The sequence below is a fragment of the Novipirellula herctigrandis genome (assembly GCA_007859835.1).
Lineage (GTDB): Bacteria > Planctomycetota > Planctomycetia > Pirellulales > Pirellulaceae > Novipirellula_A > Novipirellula_A herctigrandis.
On the sequence record SJPJ01000001.1, the window covers coordinates 4474811 to 4496666 of the forward strand.

Here is a 21856-nt window from a genome sequence, read left to right on the forward strand (position 1 = left end):
ATCAATTACTCCGAAATCGTATCGTCCATTGTCGTGTCCATCTCGCCAAGTGAACCGAGGAAACCCTCTTCTAAGATGAACGAATCAAACTCGCCATGTCCGGTCGCTGTATCGTCGATCGTCCCATCTTCGACCAATGTCGTTTGCCCAGTGCTTTTGCGACTTTGTCGAATGAGTGAAACGGTGACGGTAATGTTGTCATCGCCACCGGCTTCGTTTGCCAATCGCACCAATTCTTCGCAAATCGATGCCGGATCGTCTCCTTCAGCAACAGTCATTGCTAACATTGCATCGTCAATGTATCGATGTAATCCGTCGCTGCAAAGAACCACGGCATCGCCATCGCAAAGGTCGACGGTTTCGACCTGAGTAACCAACTCGCCTTCGATTTGACCACCGAGCACGTTCCACAGCACATTGCTCCATCGACTTTTGGCTTCGTCCTCAGGGGCGAGTTCTCCTGACTCCACCATTTTGTGTGCCAACGTGTGATCGGTCGTGATTGGTTTGGCCTCTCCGTCTCGAATTAAATAACAGCGACTGTCGCCAGCATGCAGCACGATCATGCGAGGCAACTCGATGTACGCCATTGTGAATGTCGTTCCCATCCCGCGGTGCTCCAACTTCGTCTCCGATTCACGTAGAATCTTGGCGTGAGCCAGACGCATCAACCAGACAAGCCTATTGATAAACGTGGACTCGCGTGGATGCCCATTTCCGGAACTCGCGTCATTGAGGCTTTTCACTTCGTTCGCAAAACTGGGCTGGACCGCTTCGATAAGATGCTCTGCCAAAAACTCGACGGCGAGTTGGCTCGCCCGCTCTCCCGCTGCATGACCCCCCATCCCATCGGCAACAAACAACGCTTCCCCGATCGAGTTACCATAGAAAGTATTGCTTGGCTTCATTGCTAGGTTGGTCGAGGATACTTTTACGGCACCCCGTAACTCTGCGATCAAAAATCGATCTTGATTGACGTCACGAACTTGGCCGATGTCGCTCTGACCGCTAGTCACGATCACCATGCCGGGATCGTTGCATGTGGAGGGAGAGCTATCGTTGGGAGTGTCCATATGCAGAGAACCGTACTGGCGACGCGGTGAAAAAGTGATGGCCGGGCACTCATGAATATAACGGCATCGGCATTCCCTATGCACCCCGACCGGGGGAATCCGAAACGATAGGTTGACCTGGGATGAACATATTGTCACGATTGTCGATAGAAAACGCTATGGGAAAAGGTGACGAGAGACATGCTGGCTCGACTAAAAACATTCACTCTCCTCGGTATCGAAGCAATGCCGGTCGACGTTGAAGTCGATATTTCGCCAGCTGCGATGCCGAAAACCATTTTGGTTGGATTACCTGATGCGGCTGTCAAAGAGAGCACACATCGGGTTGAACGTGCCATCGTCAACAGCGGTTTTGTTCGTCCCCATGATCGAATTGTGATCAATCTTGCCCCCGGCGATTTACCCAAGCAAGCTGCTTCGTTTGACTTGCCAGTCGCTCTGGGCGTTTTGGCCGGCAGTGGTCAATTGACGCTTGATCGCTTGGAAAAGTATGCGGTTGTCGGCGAGCTCGCCCTTGAAGGCTTGACCCGTCCAATCAAAGGAGTCTTGTCGCTGGCGATTGAAGCGTCCAAGAATCCAGACCTACGCGGCATCGTCGTCCCTGCTGCCAACGCCAGCGAAGCGGCGGTCGTTGAAGGCATTGAAGTGATTCCGGTGCAAAGCCTTGCTCAAGCGGTGGCTTTTTTTGCAGACGAAGTTGAACTTGATCCTGTTCCCAGTTGTGTCGAGAGGTTGTTCAAGGAATTCAGTGTCTATGATCTCGACTTTGGCGACGTCCGCGGGCAGGAGTCAGCTAAACGTGCGATGGCCCTTGCCGCCGGCGGAAATCACAACCTGATTATGATCGGGCCGCCCGGCAGTGGAAAAACGATGTTAGCAAAACGAGTGCCAACGATTCTGCCATCGCTGACAGCATCTGAATCAATCGCGACCACACGGATTTACAGTGCGTTGGGGCAATTGCCGTCTGGACAACCACTATTGGCATGTCGCCCGTTCCGCAGCCCGCACCATACGATCTCTGACGCCGGATTGGTTGGTGGTGGAAGCCCGCCGTCGCCAGGTGAGATCAGCAAAGCTCATAACGGGATCTTGTTCTTGGATGAATTGCCTGAGTTCAACCGTAAGACTCTCGAAGTGATGCGGCAACCGCTCGAAGACGGTGTCGTAACCATTTCGCGAGCACTTCGCAGCACGACGTTTCCATGTGACTTTATGCTTGTCGCTGCTGCAAATCCCTGCCCCTGTGGGTATCGAAGCGATCCGCGACGCAGTTGCAATTGTCTGCCAACTGCGGTTGAAAAATACATGTCACGTATTTCGGGTCCGTTGATGGATCGAATCGACATTCATATCGAAGTCCCTGCGGTTCCGTTTGAAGAGCTTTCCAGCAACAGCACTGGGGGAACGACGAGCCAGCAGATGCGTGACGATGTTGTCAAAGCACGCGAAGCCCAGCTTGCTCGCTTCGGAAATGGTGATGTTCAGTACAACGCTCAAATGAGTAGTCGCCAAGTCCGCAAATTTTGCGAGCTAAACAAATCGTGCCAACACATGCTTCGGCACAGTGTCGAAGAAATGGGCCTGTCGGCACGCGCCCACGACAAAATCTTGCGAGTCGCTCGAACGATCGCCGACGTTGCTGGTGACGATTCGATCGATCAAGAGCATCTTGCTGAAGCAATCGGTTATCGCAGTCTAGATCGCGATCTTTGGACGTAAGCAAGCTCTTTAGGCCAACGCAACGCGATTGCCTCAACGATTGTCCCGCAGTCGTTTGCTCGTCAACTGTTTGTTAACTACCGATCTTTCGCTTGGCGGAATTCGTTGTTAGGGCTTCCCTAGACAAACTCCGGTCAACTCTGCGGTTCGGACCCAAGGGTGGTCGAGTGTGACAAGTTTCTTCTTGCCTGCGACATCCTTCAGCGGGATCGCTTCACTGCCGTCGCCGCGCGCGGCCACCATCACGCCAAAAATTCCGTTGTGTAGCAATTCGGCACACGCGGTTCCAAGACGCGTCGCCAAAATTCGATCCGCTGCCGATGGAGTACCGCCGCGCTGCAAATGCCCGAGAATTGTTAGACGCGACTCGATGCCGGTCAGCTCCTCGAGTTGTTTCGTCAGTTTGAGTGTGTGGCCCACGTGATTCTCGTGGAATTCCGCCAGCTTTGCTGAAGCTTCCTTGCGCTCCTTTTTCGAATCCGCTTCTTTATTTTGCTGCGCCAAACGTTCGATGGTCTTCGATTCCTTGTCCGTCATTGCACCTTCGGCAACCGCTACAATGCTAAATCGTCGTCCGCGACGAGCTCGTTCGCGGATCGCGGCTGCGACCGCTTCGACTGAATAGGGAATCTCAGGAATCAAAATCGCATCCGCACCTCCCGCAATACCCGCACCTAGGGCAAGCCATCCGGCTCGATGGCCCATTGTTTCGACCACAATGATCCGGTGATGACTTGTCGCCGTTGAATGCAGTCGATCGATCGCTTCGGTCACAATTTGTAACGCCGTGTCAAAACCGAACGAAGTATCGGTTCCGAAAATGTCATTGTCGATGGTTTTCGGAAGCGTGATCACATTCAATCCCGCGTCGGCCATTCGCCTAGCATTTTTCTGCGTTCCACCACCTCCAATGCAAACTACTGCATCTAGTGCATGCTTCTTGTAAGTGTCGACGGCGGCTTGAGTCATGTCCTCGGTTCGATCGCCGATAGGCATCTTATGCGGTTTGTCTCGACTGGTTCCTAGAATCGTTCCGCCATCGGTCAGAATCCCAGCCAGTTGTTCGCCACCGACACGCAAGACTCGGTCTTGTGTAAGGCCACGAAACCCGTCGCGAAACCCAAGGACCGATATGCCAAACTCGTCAATCGCCGCTTTGCCCACTCCACGAATGGCCGCGTTAAGCCCAGGACAATCACCACCGCTCGTTAGGATTCCAATCGATTTCATCTATCACGGTTCCTCTAGTCGAAAAAAAGAATGCCTCAGCGCCCCCAGTCTACTGGTACATTAGCGAAACGGAAACCGCGTTCCCTATCACGTAGAGTAACTTCATACTTTCAATCTGGAGATGGAAACGTTTCGAATCGATATAGAAATGACCGTGAACTTGCCGACGGGGCTAGTTAGCGGGCATGCGAGACAAAACGACAGGACAACGATTGATCATTTAGGGCGTCTTGGTCGCCTTCGGATTCGCAGCCATCATGGTTCGATGATGCCCAGGATTTGGCTATCCGCAATCGGTCCATAGTTTCGACTATCGACAGAGGCCGGCACATTGTCGCCGACGATATAGTATTCGGTTGGGCCTAGGGTGATGGGAAAGACGCTTTGGTCATCGTATTTGCGTAAACGGTACTCGACGGACCGAAATAGGTTCAATTCATCGAAGGATGCAATGCCGCTCGTAACGCGAACCGCCATGGGGGCTACGTCCGCCAGTTCGAGTGCTGCATTGCCGTGACTCACGCTTGCTTGGTCGCAACGGATGATCGTTGATTCGCCGATGATAACTGGGTTGGTCGTACGGGTTTCACCGTCGATGAAAAATGCGACTTCGACGGTGGCATGTGAATGGGCGTTCGACGTGATGCCGATTGCCATTCGGTCGACAAATGCCATTCGCCGGGATTCGTCTACATTGATTGGAACATCGTCCATGACAGCGGCAGCACGCATTTGGTCGTAAACCGCTTGGTGATGATAGATCAGCCAATCGTTTGCGTTGGAGGCACTCGGGGGGGTGAACCTCCATTTGCCTTCGCTACGGGTCCATCCCGAACGCGACAGTTGTGGTTGCCATCGCGATTGTTTGCGATGTGAATCGTAGTCGACGGGGAGCGTTGCTACTGATTTGTTGGGGGCAGCCGCGAGGATGTCTTCGAGTCGCTGTGTATTGACCAGCAGTCGCAAAGATTCGATTGAGATTGTGTCGCCTGGCGTGCCGAGAATCCGTTTAACACGAGGCTGCTCGTCGATGTTGGCGGCAATGATGTCTCCAAGCTGCAGCTCGGTCGGCGTGGGCACAATTTTGATTAAATCACCTTCCACTGTGACTGCCTCGCCCTGGACAAGGCTGCGTGGATGAGGCTTTCCACAATGCCAACAAGGCACTTCGTGACGTCTGAACTCAGTGGGCAGCGGCAACGTGACACCACATTCAGTGCAGTTCATTTCAAGATGTGCACCTACGAAGGTGGGGGCCATTGAATGGCCTGAAACGCGAAAGGTTGGAGGCGGGCAATCGGTTTGGAAGTCTTTGGAACATCCAAAAATGATAGCCGTCAACGCGATTATGATGGCGCCGAACGTGACCATTGCGCGAATTGAGCTCGAAACTCGCGTAATCCTGAATAGTGACAGAGCGGCTGAATTACTGCAAAAAACAGCTCGAAACGCTCGGCATGTGGTCGTTTGTGCCCTTTTTAGCATTTGACGGCCCTTTTTGTCTGCGGTAAAATGTCACAGTTAAAGGCGATTTAGTAATGTCCACTTGAAAAATTCGCCCTCGCCGATTTTGCCCGCCCGATCAAACCTGCCTCACAATCGACTACGGAATTCCTTTTCGGCTTCGCAGCCATGGCTTGCAGCACTGTTGCAGGTTCCGTTTCAAAAGTCGATGGGATGAAACACTTCCCTCGGTCTCATTATTTCCGCAAAAATCAAGTTACCGCTTTCTCATTTCGGAGAATCTCCACCATGCGTTGTTACGGAAACCCACTGAGTCGTCGCGGCTTTCTCGCTGCGGGCACCCTCGGGGGCCTTGGACTGACGTTGCCCGAATTGCTCATGCGGCAAGCCGTTGCTGAGCAGAAGCAGTACGACTTTGTCGAAGCCAAGGCAAAAAGTGTCATCCATATTTTCTTGCCTGGGGGTCTCGCTCAACAAGAATCGTTTGACCCGAAACCTTACAGTCCACTGGAATACCGCGGTGAACTGAGAACGATCAAGACGAACACCGGCGAGGAGTTCTGCGAGACGGTTCCCCAGCTAGCGAAGCGAGCGGATAAGTTTAGTATCATTCGGTCGATGTCGCACGGCGAAGCGGCGCACGAACGTGGTGTTCACAATATGTTTACCGGCTATAAGCCGAGTCCCGCACTGCGGTACCCCAGTTTTGGTTCGGTGGTCAGTCATGAATATGGCCCTCGCAACAATTTGCCTCCGTACATTTGCATCCCCAACGTCCCCAACGAATTCGCCGGTACCGGATATTTGCCGAGTAGTTTCGGAGCGTTCTCGTTGGGGGCAGACCCGACGCGCGATGATTTTAAGGTTCGCGACTTGGACTTAGCCGGCGGAGTGGACCAAGAGCGATTCGTGCAGCGCAAGAATGCGTTGGAAATTGTCAATCGTCATTTCGTTTCGACGTCGGCGGCAGACAATGTCCAAGCGATGAACACGTTCTACCAGCGCGCCTACGATTTGCTCGACACGCCTGCTGCGAAGGAGGCGTTCGACATTTCCAAAGAGGACGCCAAAATGCGAGACCGTTACGGCCGTAACCAGGCTGGACAACGGATGTTGATGGCTCGGCGTTTGGTGGAAGCCGGCTCTCGGCTGGTTACGTTGACATACGGAAGCTGGGACATGCACACCGATATTACTGCGAGCATTCGCGGACAAATGCCCGCGCTCGATGTTGCTCTTTCCACACTCCTCGATGATTTGTCCGAGCGAGGTCTGCTCGATGAAACATTGGTGATGTTGACGAGCGAGTTCGGTCGAACGCCCAAGATCAACGCGGATGCCGGTCGGGACCATTGGCCGAAAGTCTTTAGCGTGATGCTTGCTGGTGGTGGCATTAAAGGAGGCATGATTCATGGAGCATCTGATTCGACGTCGTCCGAACCCGAAGAGAACGCGGTTTCCCCCGCCGACCTCGCTACCACGATGTATCGATTACTCGGTATTGTTGCCGACAAAGAATTGATGGCTCCCGGAGATCGCCCTATCGAAATCGTCGATGGTGGAAAGTTGATCGAACCGCTGATGGTCTAAGCCCATCGGTATGAGGCTGCATTGGAAGCTGATCTGTTTTGCACGGTTGCATTTCGTCCCCAATCCAAACCAACTGCCACGACTATGAAACCAAGCTTCCGGCACACAGCGATCTTCCTGGTTGCGATTTGCTTTGCTTCTTCCAACGCGTTTGCGACGTTTCCGATTGTCGAACGACTGAGCCCGCTTGGGGTCGTTCGCGGGGAAGAGTCGACGATCACGCTGGTAGGAAAGCGTGTTGGTGATGCCCACCAAGTCCTGACGGATTTGTCCGGTATTACGATCATCGAAGTCAAGCCGATCGATAACCAAAAGGTCGAAGTGAAATTGAAGGCGGATGCCACGCTTGCACCTGGTTTGTACCCGATTCGGTTGGTGACTAAGGGGGGAATCGCGAATCTAAGACTGTTGGGCGTCGGAACGATGCCAATCGTCAACGAAACGGAACCGAATAGCGATTTCAACAAGTCACAGCCGATCGAATTGAATCGAACCGTTGAAGGAGTCATTGATCGCGAAGATGTCGATCACTTTCAAGTGAAACTTGCTGCAGGCCAAACACTCAACGCCGAGATCGAAGGGATTCGGCTTGCCTATTCGCTCAACAACCGAAACATTCTCGATCCTTACATTGCCATCTTGGATGAACGTCGTTTTGAAGTCGCCTCAAGTGACGATTCCGCATTGCTCGGCCAAGACGGCGTTTGTTCTTTCACCGCTACCGAAGCGGGTACCTACACGGTGTTGGTCCGAGACAGTTCCTTCGGCGGTAGTTCGGTTTGCGGCTATCGCCTGCACGTCGGCACGTTTCCGCGACCGGTTGCAGCGATTCCCGGCGGTGGACTTCCTGGTTCAACGCTCAACGCAAAACTCATCGCACTCGATGGCGATTCTTCGGACGCAGCGGTTCTCTTGCCCAGTAAACCAGAGGAAAGATGGCCTGTTGTCACAGAAAACGAACACGGTATCTCGCCATCGCCAAATTGGATTCGCGTGAATTCGCTCCCCGTGATGGTCGAGCAAGAACCGAACAACGATTCCCGAAAACCGAATGTGTTCACTGTCCCCGCAGCCTTTTGCGGGACGGTTGATCAAGCAAATGATTTCGATTGTTTCGGGTTCGAATGCAAAAAGGGCGAGAAGTACCGGATAGCGGTTTTCTCGCGAGATGTGCTCCGCTCGCCGCTCGATGCCGTTGTCAACGTCTTTGATCCAAACAATAAGGGGGTTCTTTATTCTGATGATATTGCTGGGAAAATGGATCCGTTTCTTGAACTAAACGTTGCCACCGACGGAATGCACACTGTTCGTATTTTTGATCATTTGCGAGGCGGAGGCCCAAGTCATCAATATCGAATCGAAGTGACCAAATCGAATCCCGAGTTTGATTTATCGCTTAAGGAGCTTCGACGTGATGAAGCACAAGTCGTCTCGGTCCCAATTGGTGGTCAAATGGCGATGATGGTCACTGCGGCGCGGCGCGGATACAATGGTGAGATCAATATGGAATTGGCTGGACTTCCTGATAAGGTGACACCCACAACCTACCCGATTCCGGCTGGGCGGCCTGAAATCCCGATTCTGTTGACCGCCACTTCGGACGCCACGCATTCCGCTTCGTTGTTTGAAATCGCCGCCGTTGGTAACGAAAAGAATCCAGGCGTCATCGGTGAGCTTGGCCAGACGCACAAGTTGGTCGCTGGGCAAAATCGCCGCGTCATGTGGGGCTACACGACCGATCGAGCCGCCGTTGCAGTTACGGATGCGGCTCCCTTTTCCATTGAATTTGTTCAACCAAAAACGGCGATTGTTCGAAATGGAAGCAAGAGTTTGGTCGTAAGGATCAACAAGAAGGATGGCTTCGATGAGGCTGTCTCTTTCAAGACGCTTTACAATCCGCCGGGCATCGGGATCAACAACAGTCGCACAATCGCCAAAGGTAAAACGGAAGTCGAAATTCCGATTACGGCAAACGGTGGTGCCGCAATCGGTTCATGGCCATTGATCATGATCGCAAAGTATTCGACGAAAAATGGCCCCGCTGAAATGGCGACGCCTCCGATTATGTTGGACATCCAAAGCCAGCTTTTTAAGTTCCAGTTTCCTCGTGCTACGGCGGAATTGGGAACCGAAGCGGTTGTTGCGGTGGATGTTGAAGTGCTCGGTGATTTGCCTGGCAAAGCCGAAGTGCAGTTAGTCGGAATTCCGAACGGCGTGACAAGTCCCGCCGCCGTTCAACAAGTCACGAAAGAGACCACGTCGCTTACTTTCCCCATTGTCGTTGCTGCGGATGCAAAGCCTGGTAACCACAAAACCTTGGTATGCCAAGCGAGGGTGAAAGTGGGCGACGAAGTGATTGTTCAAACGGTTGGTACCGGTGAACTTCGGGTCGATAAGCCGCTTCCCCCTAAGGTCGAAGAAGCCCCCAAAGTCAAAGAGGCTCCGAAGCCTGTCGAAAAGAAGCCTGTGCAAGCCAAACCGTTGACGCGGATTGAGCAACTTCGACAAATGAAGAAGGAACAAAGATGAACACACATTTGCATAAGTCACTTTGCTTTGTTGTAGCGGCGATGGTAAGCGTATTCTCCGTGCCTTGCTTGCTCGCACTGGCGGAGGGTCCGGAGTCGTTGACATCGATCCGTGACGCTACTGCGAAACCTGACATCGTGGTGTATCCGGAAGAGATCAAGCTTGGCTCGGCGCGTGATTTCCAGTCCTTCGTTGCTGTGCTTCGACGCGACGATGGCATCACCGAAGACGCTAGCGAGCGAATCGATTGGTCGATCGCGGACCCTTCGAAGGCTCGTCGCGAGGGCTTTGTGCTGTTTCCTGTTGCGGATGGGCAAACCGAATTGGTAGCCAAATACGCGGGTTCCGAAGTCCGGATTCCAATCGTAGTCTCCGGTGCAACATTGCGGCCGGATGTTAGTTTCACAAAAGACGTCATGCCCGTGCTCACTCGGTCGGGCTGTAATACGGGTTCGTGCCATGGGGCGGCACGAGGGAAAGATGGGTTTCGATTGAGTTTGTTCGGTTTTGATCCCGATGGAGATTACTTTCGCGTGACTCGCGAGATCGGTTTTCGCCGCATTAACTTGGCCATTCCCGAAGAGAGTCTGTTTCTGAAAAAGGCAATCGGAGCGGTCCCGCACACAGGTGGAAAACTGTTTAATCCCGCTTCGGATTACTACGCGACCATATTGGAATGGCTTCAAAAGGGCGGCAACGGTGATGCCGCGGATGCACGTCCGCCCACGGTTGCGTCGCTCGCAATCTTTCCGCCGCAAGCGGTGATTGAGGGCGAAGGGGCAAAACAACGATTCGTTGCAGTGGCGACTTACAGTGACGGGACGACTCGCGATGTGACGCGTCTTGCCGCATTCAATTCGAATAACTCGGGTACCGCAGCGATCGACGATATTGGGGTCGTCACGGCGGGGCGTCGCGGCGAGGCCTTCGTGATGGCTCGGTTTGATACGCATACGGTCGGAAGCCAAGTGTTGGCTTTGCCAAATGATTTAGAATATTCTGCCCCACCGATCGAGGGCGATACGATCGATACTCTTGTCGGCAAGAAATTACAGCAGCTGCGGATACTGCCTAGCGGTCGGTGTTCGGACAAAGAGTTCTTGAGACGAGTGACGATCGACATTACTGGACTTCTGCCAACCGAAGATGAGTACGCCAAGTTCATTGCGGATACTGCTGCGGATAAGCGTGCCGCGGTTATTAATCAATTGCTCGAGCGAAAAGAGTTCAGCGAAATTTGGGCGATGAAATTCGCCCAACTCTTGATGATTAAAAGTACGAATCAGGTGAGCTATAAATCGGCGTTCTTGTATGCGAATTGGTTGACGGATAAGTTCGCACGCAACGTTCCGATTGACCAAATGGTCCGCGAATTGTTGACCAGCACGGGCGGGACGTTCGCGTCGCCGGCCACTAATTTTTACGAAATCGAACCGGACACATTGAAGACCGCTGAAAACGTGGCACAGGTTTTCATGGGCATTCGCACGCAGTGTGCGCAGTGTCATAATCATCCGTTCGACCGCTGGACCCAAAATGATTACTACGGATTTGCTTCGTTTTTTTCCCAAGTTGGCCGCAAACAAGCTGAAGATTACCGGGAAAAGATTGTCTTTAATCGATTTAGTGGCGAAGTAAAGCATCCACTGAGCGGAAAACCACTCCCGCCAAAATTCCTTGGCGGGGAAGCACCCAATACAAAAGGGAAAGATCGCCGGGAAGTCGTCGCTAATTGGTTAACGAGTCCCGATAACGAGTTCTTTGCGCCCTCAGTGGCGAATCGAGTTTGGGCTCACTTTATGGGAGTCGGAATCGTTGACCAAGTTGACGACATTCGTGTCAGTAACCCGCCGAGTAATCCTGAACTTTTCGATGTATTGGGCAAAAAATTGGTCGAGTATAAATTCGATCTTCGCTCCTTAGTTCGTGATATTTGTAATAGCGAGGCCTATCAACGATCGAGTCAACCGAATGAGTCGAATGTTCATGATACCCGCAACTATGCTTATGCCGTTGTCCGTCGGATTCCTGCCGAGAACTTGCTCGATTGTCTGTGCCAAGTGACCGACTCCGCTGACAAGTTTCGCGGATTGCCGTTGGGGGCTACCGCGGTTCAGATTGCCGACGGGGCAACGTCGAACTACTTCCTTGATGCTTTCGGACGCTCGCCAAGAGCAACCGTTTGTGAATGCGAAGCATCCACGGCGCCGTCCTTGTCCCAAGCATTGCATCTATTGAACGGCAATTCAGTCAGTAACAAAATCAACCAAGGCAAGGTTCTTCAGAGATGGGTACGAGACGAAAAACTTAGTAAAGAACAAGTCATTGATCGGATTTACGTCCGATGCATGTCAAGGCAACCGACTTCCGATGAGAAGCAGGAACTTATCGGTTCGGTCCCAGATCAAGGTGATCCCTTGCCAGCACTAACAGATATCTTTTGGGCGGTACTCAATAGCCGCGAATTCGCATTCAACCATTGACGTTTGCTACCATGATCCGACCGTTTCTAAATCGCATGTTTGTTTCTTGTGTTCTCTTCATTGGCTTGTCTGTTATTGGCTTTGGCCAAGATAAAGAAGCGAAGATCACCTATGAGGAACACATCAAGCCTGTCTTTCGCCAACACTGCTTTAGTTGTCATAACCAGGGCGAGAAAAAGGGAGGGCTTGCTCTCGATTCTTATTTGGCATTGATCGAAGGTGGAGGAAGTGGCGAGATTGTCTACGACGATGGCGATGTGTCGGGGAGCCGTCTGTGGCAGTTGGTCAACCATGACGACACGCCGATCATGCCCCCCAATCAAGACAAAATTCCTGCGGAACAATTGGCGTTAGTGCAGCAGTGGATCGAAGGTGGCGTGCTTGAAAACTCAGGTTCCAAGGCGAAGGAGAAAAAGAAGAACGCATTGGCATTTGTTGCTAGTACCGGTGGTAAACCCGAGGGTCCGGCGGCGATGCCTGAGTCGATTTCTCAACGGGTCCCGGTCGTTACGGAGCGTGCGTCTGCGATCACCGCGATCGGAACAAGTTCGTGGGCGCCACTGGTGGCAATCGCTGGCCAAAATCAAATCTCGTTGTACAACACGGATACGGCGGAACTGCTTGGTGTGTTACCGTTTGAGGAAGGGATCGCCCAATCATTGCGATTTAGTCGCGATGGAAGCTTTTTAATCGCTGGCGGAGGGACGCATGCGTTACAGGGAATCGTAGCGATCTTTGACGTCAAGACGGGAGAGCGAGTGGCCACTGTCGGCGATGAACTTGATGTCGTTTTTGATGCTGACATCAATGCTTCGATGACGCGAGTTGCGTTGGGTGGACCGCAAAAGATGCTGCGGGTTTACGATGCAACCAATGGCGAATTGGTTTTCGATTTAAAGAAACATACCGATTGGATCTACGCAGTCGCCTACAGCCCCGATGGGGTGCTGATTGCATCAGGTGATCGATCAGCGGGACTTTGTTTATGGGAAGCCGACACCGGCCGACTCTATATGGACCTGAACGAACACAAAGATTCGATCAACGCGGTGGCGTGGCGAGACGATTCGAATGTGTTTGCAAGTGCGAGTGATGATGGCACGGTCAAAATTTGGGATATCAACCAAGGTAACGTCATCAAGTCGTTTAATGCCCATGGCGGCGGCGTTACGGATGTCACATTCGACCATGACGGACGATTGATTACAGCAGGGAAAGACAATCGGGTGAAGTTATGGGATCCAAGCGGCAACCATATTCGCGATTTTGAACCGAATGCTGAAGTCGTACTCGAAGCAGCGATCAGTTACGACGGCAAGCGAGTGGTCTATGGCGATTGGACGGGGCAAGTCCTGTGTGCTCTCACCGACAATCCAGCGACGCGGCAACCGCTCCCAGCGAACCCGCCATCGGTGGAACAACGAATCAAGGACACGGACGCTCGTATCGCACAGGTTCAAGCCGAACTTGAACCTGTGAAGTTAGCGATGGATGCCGCAACGAATGCGGTTGAGGCAGCCCAAAAACCGATTGACGAATTAAACGCGAAAATTGCTGCGGCAAAAGCGGAATCAGACAAAGCAACCGTCGCTGGCGAATCCGCGAAGAAACGGATCGCGGAGCTTGACACCCAGCTAAGCACGTTAACCGATTCGTCGCGAGACAAGCATGACGCGGTCATCGCGGCTCGATTCAAGGCGAAGGAAGGGGCAACAAATGCCGAAGTCGTCGCTACATCGGAGCAATTGCTCGCCGACGAGCTAAATCAATTAGCAAACCTGCGTCGAGAACGAATCGCTTCGGAAGCGGCTATCAAGACGAACGCCCAATTGTCCGAAGCCAAGTTGGCGGAAGCTTCGAAACTTGCCGAAGGGCTTCCAGCTCTGGCCGAGGCATTAACCAAAGCTCAAAACGCCGCCAACCAGGCCAAACAAGCGTACGAACCTATCGCTGCACGTCTCCGTTCTTGGCAAGCCAAACGAAGTCAGTTGTCCGAAGCGATCCAGGACGTGAACTGAGTTTGGTTCCAAGTTCGAGTGCCAGAGATTCACGAGTCTCGCAATGATAGCCGGACGGCTAACGGTGATTTACTTCGTTTTTCGGCGGCGCGTGATGAGTGCGTGCATCACGTCGCTGCGACGAACGACCCCTTGCAATTCATTTGGTTCCCCTCGGGTAACCACGGGAATGCAATCGTCGGTCTCGGCTTCAAATAACTCAAACGCTCGCGCCGCCAAATCATCGGGAAAAAGTACTGAATCGGTTTCGCTAACCAAGTCTTCGGCTCGGACTAATTGCGTCACGCTGTCGTCGAACATCACATTGCTTAGTAGCGGATAGCGAATCACACCCACTACTCGCATCTTATCATCAACGACAGGATAGGTATTGTCGTTACTATGTTCAATGTGAGAAATGACTGCTTCGAAATCGGCCGATTGATGAATTCCTTTTGTCTTGCGTAACAAATCGCTGACTTTCACCTTGCGTCCACGCTCCGACTTGTTTTCGCTTGGCGAGTGATGACGTCCGAGTCCGAGGCGGAATCGATCGGCCAATTCGCGGACTTGTTCCGATGGTGTTCGGTGTGTGTGATGGATCGCTTGAGCTAGCGGAACTTCGCCGGTTCGCAAGAGCGATTGGCGGATGAAGAGTGGGCCGATGATTTCAAACAATACCACAGATCCGAGGATGATGTCTTGGATCGGTTTGCCAAGCTCGGGGTCACGCGATACCGCGATCGATGAAAGTGCGATTGCGGCACCGGCTTGGGCGAAAAGACAACTGCCGAGCCAATGTCGCACTTCGAGCGGTTGACGGGTAGCACGGGCGGCGGCGTAGACACCCACCCACTTTCCTGACATTCGCAGCAGAATGTAAACCGCGCCAATCATGCCGGCAGCTAAGAAGGCTCTGATGTCAAGTTGTGTTCCATGCACAGCAAAAAAAACAACGGCGAGAAGGCCTGAAAGGTGGTCCAACTCATCAACAATCTTGCCTTTCATTTCGGATGTGTTTGCTACCGTGACTCCCATGACCAAAAACGTGATCATGTAGGGAATGTCAAACGATTCACAAACGCCAAGCAAGAACGTGGTGGTGGCGACCAGAAGGACCAACCAGCGCGTCATCCGCAGTAAGCCGCAACCATAACTGACAATCAAACCACCAGCCAACCCAAGCATGACCGAGCCCGCAATGTCGGTCAGCAGGACGCCGACCTGACTGCCGAGCGAAACATCCAATTTGCCTTGGATCAAATGAATCGCCAAGAATGCGAATTCAAACATAATGATGCAGGCAAAGTTATTCATCGCGACGAGAAAACCGGTGCTCTCGGTTACCGGGCCTTCGGAACGAAACTCTTTGAGCACCAAAACCGTTGTGGCCGGGGCGGTTGCCACCGCAAGACATCCGAGCAAAATCGCCGTGCCGCCCGAGCAACCGAAGACTCTTAATCCGATGGTCACAAGGGCGCAGGTGACGAGGATTTCGACAGCAGAAATGGTTAGGCAGTGCCCGGCGATTCGGCGAACTTTTTTGAACGTGAATTCGCAACCGAGATTAAACAACACCACTGCCATCGCAAATTCAAGCACCGGTTCAAAACCGTCGACATGATCCATCGGGATCAAATCGAGCATGCTTGGGCCAACGACCAAGCCGACCAATAAGAAAGCCGTCACCTTGGGTAGATGCAGCAGGTCAGCAAAGACGCCTGCGGCTAGGCATGCGCCTAACAGCAGGCCGAGTGTGCTGGCGATATGTAAATGGAAATCATCCATCGATTACACCTTCGAGGAATCCATGGATGTCTCCCAATGGCCGTCGGTCGGATGCTTCGCGACGGCCGTTAATGGTCGTCGTCGAATCACCACTATATTGATTACGCGGCTGAAAAGACTGCGAATTTCTCCATCATGCTATCCACAATGGGTTTCAAAATCGTACCGACCCCTGGAATTGCCAGGACTTGGTCAATCTTTTCTTGAAGCCCTGGAAGCAGTTTCCCAATCATACCACCAACCGTTGACTTCACAGCGTCCGGTGCCTGCTCGTACATTTTTGCAGAGGCCCCTAAACTTTCGTTAATCTTTTCTAGTTCGGGAAGCTGGGTTTCTGCGGATGCAGCATCGTTGACTTTCCCAAAAATCGCACTCAATTGGTCGACACTTGATGTCAAGTTGGTACCAAGATCCGCCATCCCCGATATTTCGGAGAGGCCCGGTACTTCAGGGACGCCCGGTACTTCAGGGACGCCCGCCTCAATCCCCAGATCTTCTAATTCGATATTTTCATTCTCTGCTCCACCTTTGAACATCGAAAGGCCGAGCCATCCAAGAAGACCGAGAATTGCCAGTGGGAGTAGGATCTTCATCAATCCGCCACCACTACTTTCGGGTGCCGAATGTGTGGGTGCCGGAGCAGGTGAGGGGGAGGGGGCCGAGAGTCCTAGCGACCCAAGTCCGAGTGTGTCTGAAATACCGGCCGGCAACGCTTTGGCCACGCTGTCTTTCTGAGACATCAACAAATTTTGCATGCCACCGGCATCGAGTCCCATCGTTCGTTTTTGTTTGCCAAGGAAACTCATGATGAGCGGCAATGCTAAACCGAGCAGCGATGTCGTGCTCTTTCCGCTCATGCCGGAAAGCTTCCCAATGATATCCACGACACCACCCACTTTGTCGCCAAAAAGCATGCCAACCAAACCGGAACCTAACTTGCTAACCGCACTGACATCACCACCGCCACCGAGCATGTCACCGATGTTATCGAGCAAGCTACCGTCATAGTCATCTTGATCGAGTGTTTCGTTGATTTTTTCCGCGCCGCCTGGCGCGGATGCTTGTTTCATCAGTCCACCGAGCACGGTTGGCAAAATGGCTTCCAGTCCTTTGCTGGTTGCTTGCGGGCTTTCACCCAACGAACCGCCGATTTTCCCTGCGAGTTGTCCCACAACTTGACTCTTCAAAAGTTCCATCAAATCGATTGACATGTTTTCTTCCCAGCTTGTAAATGAAACCTCAGTCGTCTGCACATCTATGCGAAGTGAAAACGCTTTGCTTCCCCCGAACATTTGAGCCACGCACACTGCACGACCAATACATGCAAATATAGGGGTTTGCAAAGGCCTACGTCGAGTAGTTCAATGATCGATCGATGTCAAAACCGCTAAAAACCCGCGAATAAAATCCTAGTTGGACAATTAGTCTAACCAAATTACTTCGACATGATCTTAATGCGATTGCTTACGAAAAGTACTTTGGGTCAAGTGAAGGATTCAAGTGTGTCGCACTCGATTGATTATGAGCGACTGACCTTATCTCTAGGGAAGTTAGTCGTTCATGTTGCGATCAATTTTTGCTTTTCCAACGAGGGTTTATGTGGACCCACCTTTGCTAATCCAGTCAGAAAAAAACACTGGCGTTGTCGTGACACGTCGTACTACGTCGATTGGCCGGTTTGGCTACAATTAGAGGAGTGGATGGTTACGTAGTCGCATTTGTTTTTGTTCGGAGAGAAAAAATTGCAGCAATCGAGGGTAGTCGTCCGCGAATGTGCCGATGCATATCTGGCCGAAACGATCCGCATTCGCTTAGCGAACGAGGGGATATCGGCTCTGATTACCGGTACCGACCCGGTTGCTGCTCTCGGGTTTGGTGGTGCTGCGACCAACCGACTCGTTCGCGTCGAAGTGGCGGAATCGGATTGTTTACGAGCGATCGAGATTCTGCAAAACGACGAACAGCTTCTGTCTACGGCGGGTCCGTGGATCTGTTCACGATGCGGTGAGCAAAATGAACCTGCGTTTGAAGTCTGTTGGAGCTGCAATAAACATCGTAGCGATGAAGATAGCCAGGGTAGAATTGCAGAGAAGTTTGATCGAGAAAACCAGAATCAAGGCTTCGGAGAGTCAGAAGCCACGAACGGTTTCACGATTCCTCAGACGAACTCGTCTCCTATGGGCAGCTCTGATAATCCCTATGCACCGCCAGCGGTGGTTCCTGACAAAGGCTTGTCCAAATTGGCAAGAGAACGTTTTTCCTCGGAGCGGAGCGAGCGAATTGAAGAAGAAACACGGCGCGTGTTTTACTCGTCGATCATCGGACTCTTGATGCTTCCGCCCCTGGTCAACATCTATTCTCTTTACCTTACTCTTACGATTCCACACGGTGCATTTAAGTTTCCATCTTCGCGACGTCGGTTGATCGCCGCTTCGTTTATCAACGGATTGAGCATCGCTTCATGGGGATTTGTCTGGCTTTCTCAGCTTGATCTACTTTAGTCTGCTCACCGAAACAACGAGGCATCGTTTGTAACCATGCAGTACGTCGAACTTCACTGCAAAAGCAACTTCTCGTTCTTAGAAGGGGCGTCGCATCCCGATGAACTCGTCGAGCGAGCGGCGGAGCTTGGATATCGTGGAATCGCGCTGACCGACAAGGCATCCTTCGCAGGAATCGTGCGTGGTCATATTCCCGCGAAAGAAGCCGGTATCCAGTACATCGTGGGGGCCGAAATCGAACCGTCCGATGGGCCACCGGTGGTCCTTTGGCCTACAGACCGTGCTGCCTATGGACAAATTTGCCGCTTGATCTCGCTTGGTCGCATGCGGGCGGAAAAAGGGCATTGCGACCTGAGTTGGAACGACATTGCCGAGCATAGCAAAGGGACGATCGCTGCGGCAGTGCCGACCGAACGATGTTCGGGGCGTTTTTTGCGTCAAAAGCTTCGCGATGCATTCGCAGATCGTGCCTACCTTTTGTTAGAGATGCACCTTGGTGTCGATGACCGCGAAAAGGCGAAGCGACTCGCCGAATTATCGCTAAAGAACGATGTGCCGTTGGTCGCTGCCGGTGGCGTCTACTATCACTCAGCCGAACGGATGCTGATGCATGACTGTGTCACTGCGATTCGGACCGGAACGACGATCGATCAGGTTCACGGGCAGCGGTTAGCCAACAGCCAATTCGGGCTTCGCTCTCTTGCGGACATCGCCAACCTGTTTCGTTATACGCCCGACGCAATTGCACGTACGGTCGAGATCGCTGATCAATGCAAGTTTTCGCTCGATGAACTACGTTACGAATACCCGATCGAATTGGCGCCCGAAGGTAGAACGCCGATAGAGCATTTGAAGCGATTGACGTGGGAAGGAGCTAAACAGCGTTGGCCCGGCGGAGTCCCGGAAAAGATGATCGAATCGATTCGCCATGAAATGAGATTGATCGAAGATTTGGATTATGAGGCCTACTTCTTGACCGTTTGGGATCTCGTCCGCTTTGCACGCGAATGCAATATTTTGTGCCAAGGTCGTGGTTCGGCAGCCAATTCAACCGTCTGTTATTGTTTGGGGATCACCAGTGTCGACCCCAGTCAAAGCGATCTGCTGTTTGAGCGTTTTATTAGTCGCGAACGCAACGAAGCTCCCGATATTGATGTCGATTTTGAACACCAACGTCGCGAAGAAGTAATCCAGTATCTTTATGCGAAATACGGGCGTCATCGAGCCGGCTTGACAGCGGTAGTGACAACCTATCGCACCCGTAGTGCGATTCGCGAAGTAGGCAAAGCTCTCGGCGTGTCGCCTGACCAACTCGATTCGCTTTCCAAGCATGCTCGTGGCTACGATCGGGAATCAAGTTTCGTTGACAAATGCGTTCAAGCGGGCTTCGACAGCGAGAGCGAGATTGGTAAACGCTTTGTATATCTTGTGCAAACGCTTGTTGGTTTTCCACGGCATTTGTCTCAGCACGTTGGTGGGATGGTGATGACGCAAGGCGACTTGTGTGAATTGTGTCCGATCGAGAATGCGGCGATGGATGCGCGAACGGTTATCCAGTGGAACAAGGATGACCTTGACGATCTTGGAATTTTGAAAGTGGATGTTCTGGCTCTTGGGATGCTCTCGGCAATTCGGCGATGTTTCGAATTAGTATCGCGTCATTATGGGCAAAATTTATCGCTATCGACGATTCCGCCTGATGATACTGCAACCTATGACATGATTTGTGCTGCCGACACGGTGGGAGTTTTTCAAATCGAAAGTCGCGCACAAATGAGCATGCTGCCGCGATTGAAACCGAGGTGCTACTACGACCTAGTGGTCGAAGTGGCGATCGTTCGTCCAGGGCCGATTCAAGGCAACATGGTTCATCCTTATTTGAAGGCTCGCGAAAATCCTGAATCCGCGGTTTATCCGAATGAAGCGATTCGGGGTGTGCTCGAAAAAACATTGGGCGTTCCCATTTTTCAAGAACAAGCGATGCGATTAGCAGTCGTTGCAGCTGGTTTTACGCCGGGCGAAGCAGACCAATTGCGGCGTGCGATGGCGGCTTGGCGTCGGCCTGGGGTAATCGACCGGTTTCGCATTAAATTGCTTGATGGCATGCGTGAAACCGGATTGACGGACGAATTTGCAGAACATGTCTTCAACCAAATTCGCGGTTTTGGAGAGTACGGTTTTCCGGAATCCCACGCGGCTAGCTTTGCGCTACTGGTGTATGCGTCTTGCTATTTGAAGCGGCATTATCCGGCTGCGTTCTGTGTTGCAATTCTAAACAGTCAGCCCATGGGATTTTATGCCCCTGCCCAATTGGTCGCTGATGCAAAAAAGCATGGCGTCGAGGCATTGCCGTTGTGCGTCAACCGTAGCGATTGGGAATCGAAGCTTGAAGACCAAACCAATGGCAGAACGCCACGAATTCGCTTGGGGTTGCACCTGATTCGCGGACTTGGTCAAAAACCGACTCAGCACGTCATTGAAGAAAGAGTCCTAAACGGTCGATTTAAAACCATTGCAGAATTAGTTCGCCGCACTGGAATCAAGAAGTCGACCGTCGCGACCCTTGCTGATGCAGATGCACTACATGATATTGCGGGTGATCGAAGGCTTGCGATTTGGCAATCATTGGCGGAGGAGCAGAAGCCCCAGTCGCGACCGTTGTTGGAGCAGCAAACGGACGAAGAATGGATTCCTGAGGAGTTAAAAGTGATGACGTCGGAGGAGGAGGTCCATGCGGATTACCATACGACCGGAATGAGTTTGAAGGCTCACCCGCTATCGTTTGTTCGTGATAAGCTAGACACCATGCGATGTGTTCGAGCCAGCGACTTGCCGACACTACGTGATGGTCGTCATGTGCGAGTCGCCGGATTAGTGCTCGTATTGCAACGTCCTGGAACGGCGAAAGGAATTACATTTGTTACGATTGAAGACGAAACAGGATCGATGAATCTTGTCTTCTTTCCTGCGGTTTGGAAGCGATTTTATTCGATCGCCCAATCCAGAACTGCGTGGCTGGTCGATGGCAAACTCGAAAACCGTGAAGGCGTCATTCACGTGATTGTGGGACGCATTGCCGAGCTTGATGATGACGCTGGCTCGATCGACCAACGATCAAGGCACTTTCGCTAAGGGCTTCGAAAACGATCAGAATCTTTGATGTCTAGGGATTCAAGTGGAAACCAATTGCAAGTGGGCGAACTGCTGCTGCAAAACATTGCCCACACAACATTGTCCACTTGCCTTTTTTCCAGTTCACGGCCTTTGCTAGCATTTCATTTTACTGATTTCTTTCCAAACTGGTGTTTGTGTTTCTTTCGATCTGCGATATCTTCCCAACCTAGAGGGCAAGCTGCTCGAACGGAATCAATTGTGCGTCTCGTGGACGTGTTCGACAAGATGTCGGACGCTTGCCTCGTTAGCCTATCTCCTACGACTTCGTCATAGAGGTCGATGGCGAGGGTCAACAGGCATCTCTG

Annotated in this window: 12 protein-coding genes; 7 read left to right on the top strand and 5 right to left on the bottom strand. The window is 52.2% G+C overall.

The annotated features are described in order from the left end of the window. Positions 1–5: 5 nt before the first annotated feature. Complete coding sequence (locus CA13_RS16590; RefSeq protein WP_419194457.1) at positions 6–1025, bottom strand: PP2C family protein-serine/threonine phosphatase; 1020 nt, start codon at positions 1023–1025, stop codon at positions 6–8. A gap of 228 nt (positions 1026–1253) precedes the next feature. Between CA13_RS16590 and CA13_RS16595 the strand changes: the two genes are divergently transcribed. Continuing rightward, the gene (locus CA13_RS16595; RefSeq protein WP_146398451.1) at positions 1254–2795 is read left to right on the top strand and encodes a YifB family Mg chelatase-like AAA ATPase; all 1542 of its coding nucleotides are present in this window, start codon (positions 1254–1256) and stop codon (positions 2793–2795) included. 108 nt (positions 2796–2903) lie between these two features. Here CA13_RS16595 and CA13_RS16600 read toward each other — a convergent pair whose 3' ends face one another. After that, positions 2904–4025: a 6-phosphofructokinase gene (locus CA13_RS16600; protein ID WP_146398453.1), complete on the bottom strand. Its 1122-nt coding sequence runs from the start codon at positions 4023–4025 to the stop codon at positions 2904–2906. Between the two features lie 255 nt (positions 4026–4280). Continuing rightward, on the bottom strand, positions 4281–5252 hold the full coding sequence (locus CA13_RS16605) for a S26 family signal peptidase (protein WP_419194458.1): 972 nt from the start codon (positions 5250–5252) through the stop codon (positions 4281–4283). A gap of 525 nt (positions 5253–5777) precedes the next feature. Between CA13_RS16605 and CA13_RS16610 the strand changes: the two genes are divergently transcribed. The 4 genes from CA13_RS16610 (at position 5778) to CA13_RS16625 (ending at position 14109) form a co-directional block, all read left to right on the top strand. Beyond that, positions 5778–7079, top strand: a complete 1302-nt coding sequence (locus CA13_RS16610) for a DUF1501 domain-containing protein (protein ID WP_146398457.1) — start codon at positions 5778–5780, stop codon at positions 7077–7079. A gap of 84 nt (positions 7080–7163) precedes the next feature. Continuing rightward, the gene (locus CA13_RS16615; protein WP_146398459.1) at positions 7164–9608 is read left to right on the top strand and encodes a PPC domain-containing protein; all 2445 of its coding nucleotides are present in this window, start codon (positions 7164–7166) and stop codon (positions 9606–9608) included. Then, entirely contained in the window at positions 9605–12091 is a 2487-nt protein-coding gene (locus tag CA13_RS16620) for a DUF1549 and DUF1553 domain-containing protein (protein WP_146398461.1), read from the top strand. Before CA13_RS16615 ends, CA13_RS16620 begins: the two co-directional genes overlap by 4 nt. Positions 12092–12126: 35 nt before the next feature. After that, positions 12127–14109 (top strand): c-type cytochrome domain-containing protein, encoded by a 1983-nt coding sequence (locus tag CA13_RS16625; RefSeq protein ID WP_419194459.1) that lies wholly within the window; start codon positions 12127–12129, stop codon positions 14107–14109. Between the two features lie 69 nt (positions 14110–14178). On the opposite strand, the gene CA13_RS16630 is transcribed toward CA13_RS16625, so the two are convergent. Further along, positions 14179–15876 carry a cation:proton antiporter domain-containing protein gene (locus CA13_RS16630; protein WP_146398465.1) on the bottom strand — a complete coding sequence of 566 codons (1698 nt, stop codon included), beginning with the start codon at positions 15874–15876 and terminating at the stop codon, positions 14179–14181. A gap of 101 nt (positions 15877–15977) precedes the next feature. Continuing rightward, positions 15978–17087: a DUF937 domain-containing protein gene (locus CA13_RS16635; RefSeq protein ID WP_419194460.1), complete on the bottom strand. Its 1110-nt coding sequence runs from the start codon at positions 17085–17087 to the stop codon at positions 15978–15980. A 531-nt stretch (positions 17088–17618) separates the two neighbouring features. Between CA13_RS16635 and CA13_RS16640 the strand changes: the two genes are divergently transcribed. Both CA13_RS16640 and CA13_RS16645 read left to right on the top strand, forming a co-directional pair. Then, positions 17619–18377 (top strand): hypothetical protein, encoded by a 759-nt coding sequence (locus CA13_RS16640; protein ID WP_146398469.1) that lies wholly within the window; start codon positions 17619–17621, stop codon positions 18375–18377. A 36-nt stretch (positions 18378–18413) separates the two neighbouring features. Further along, complete coding sequence (locus tag CA13_RS16645) at positions 18414–21509, top strand: error-prone DNA polymerase (protein WP_146398471.1); 3096 nt, start codon at positions 18414–18416, stop codon at positions 21507–21509. The last annotated feature ends 347 nt before the right edge of the window (positions 21510–21856 follow it).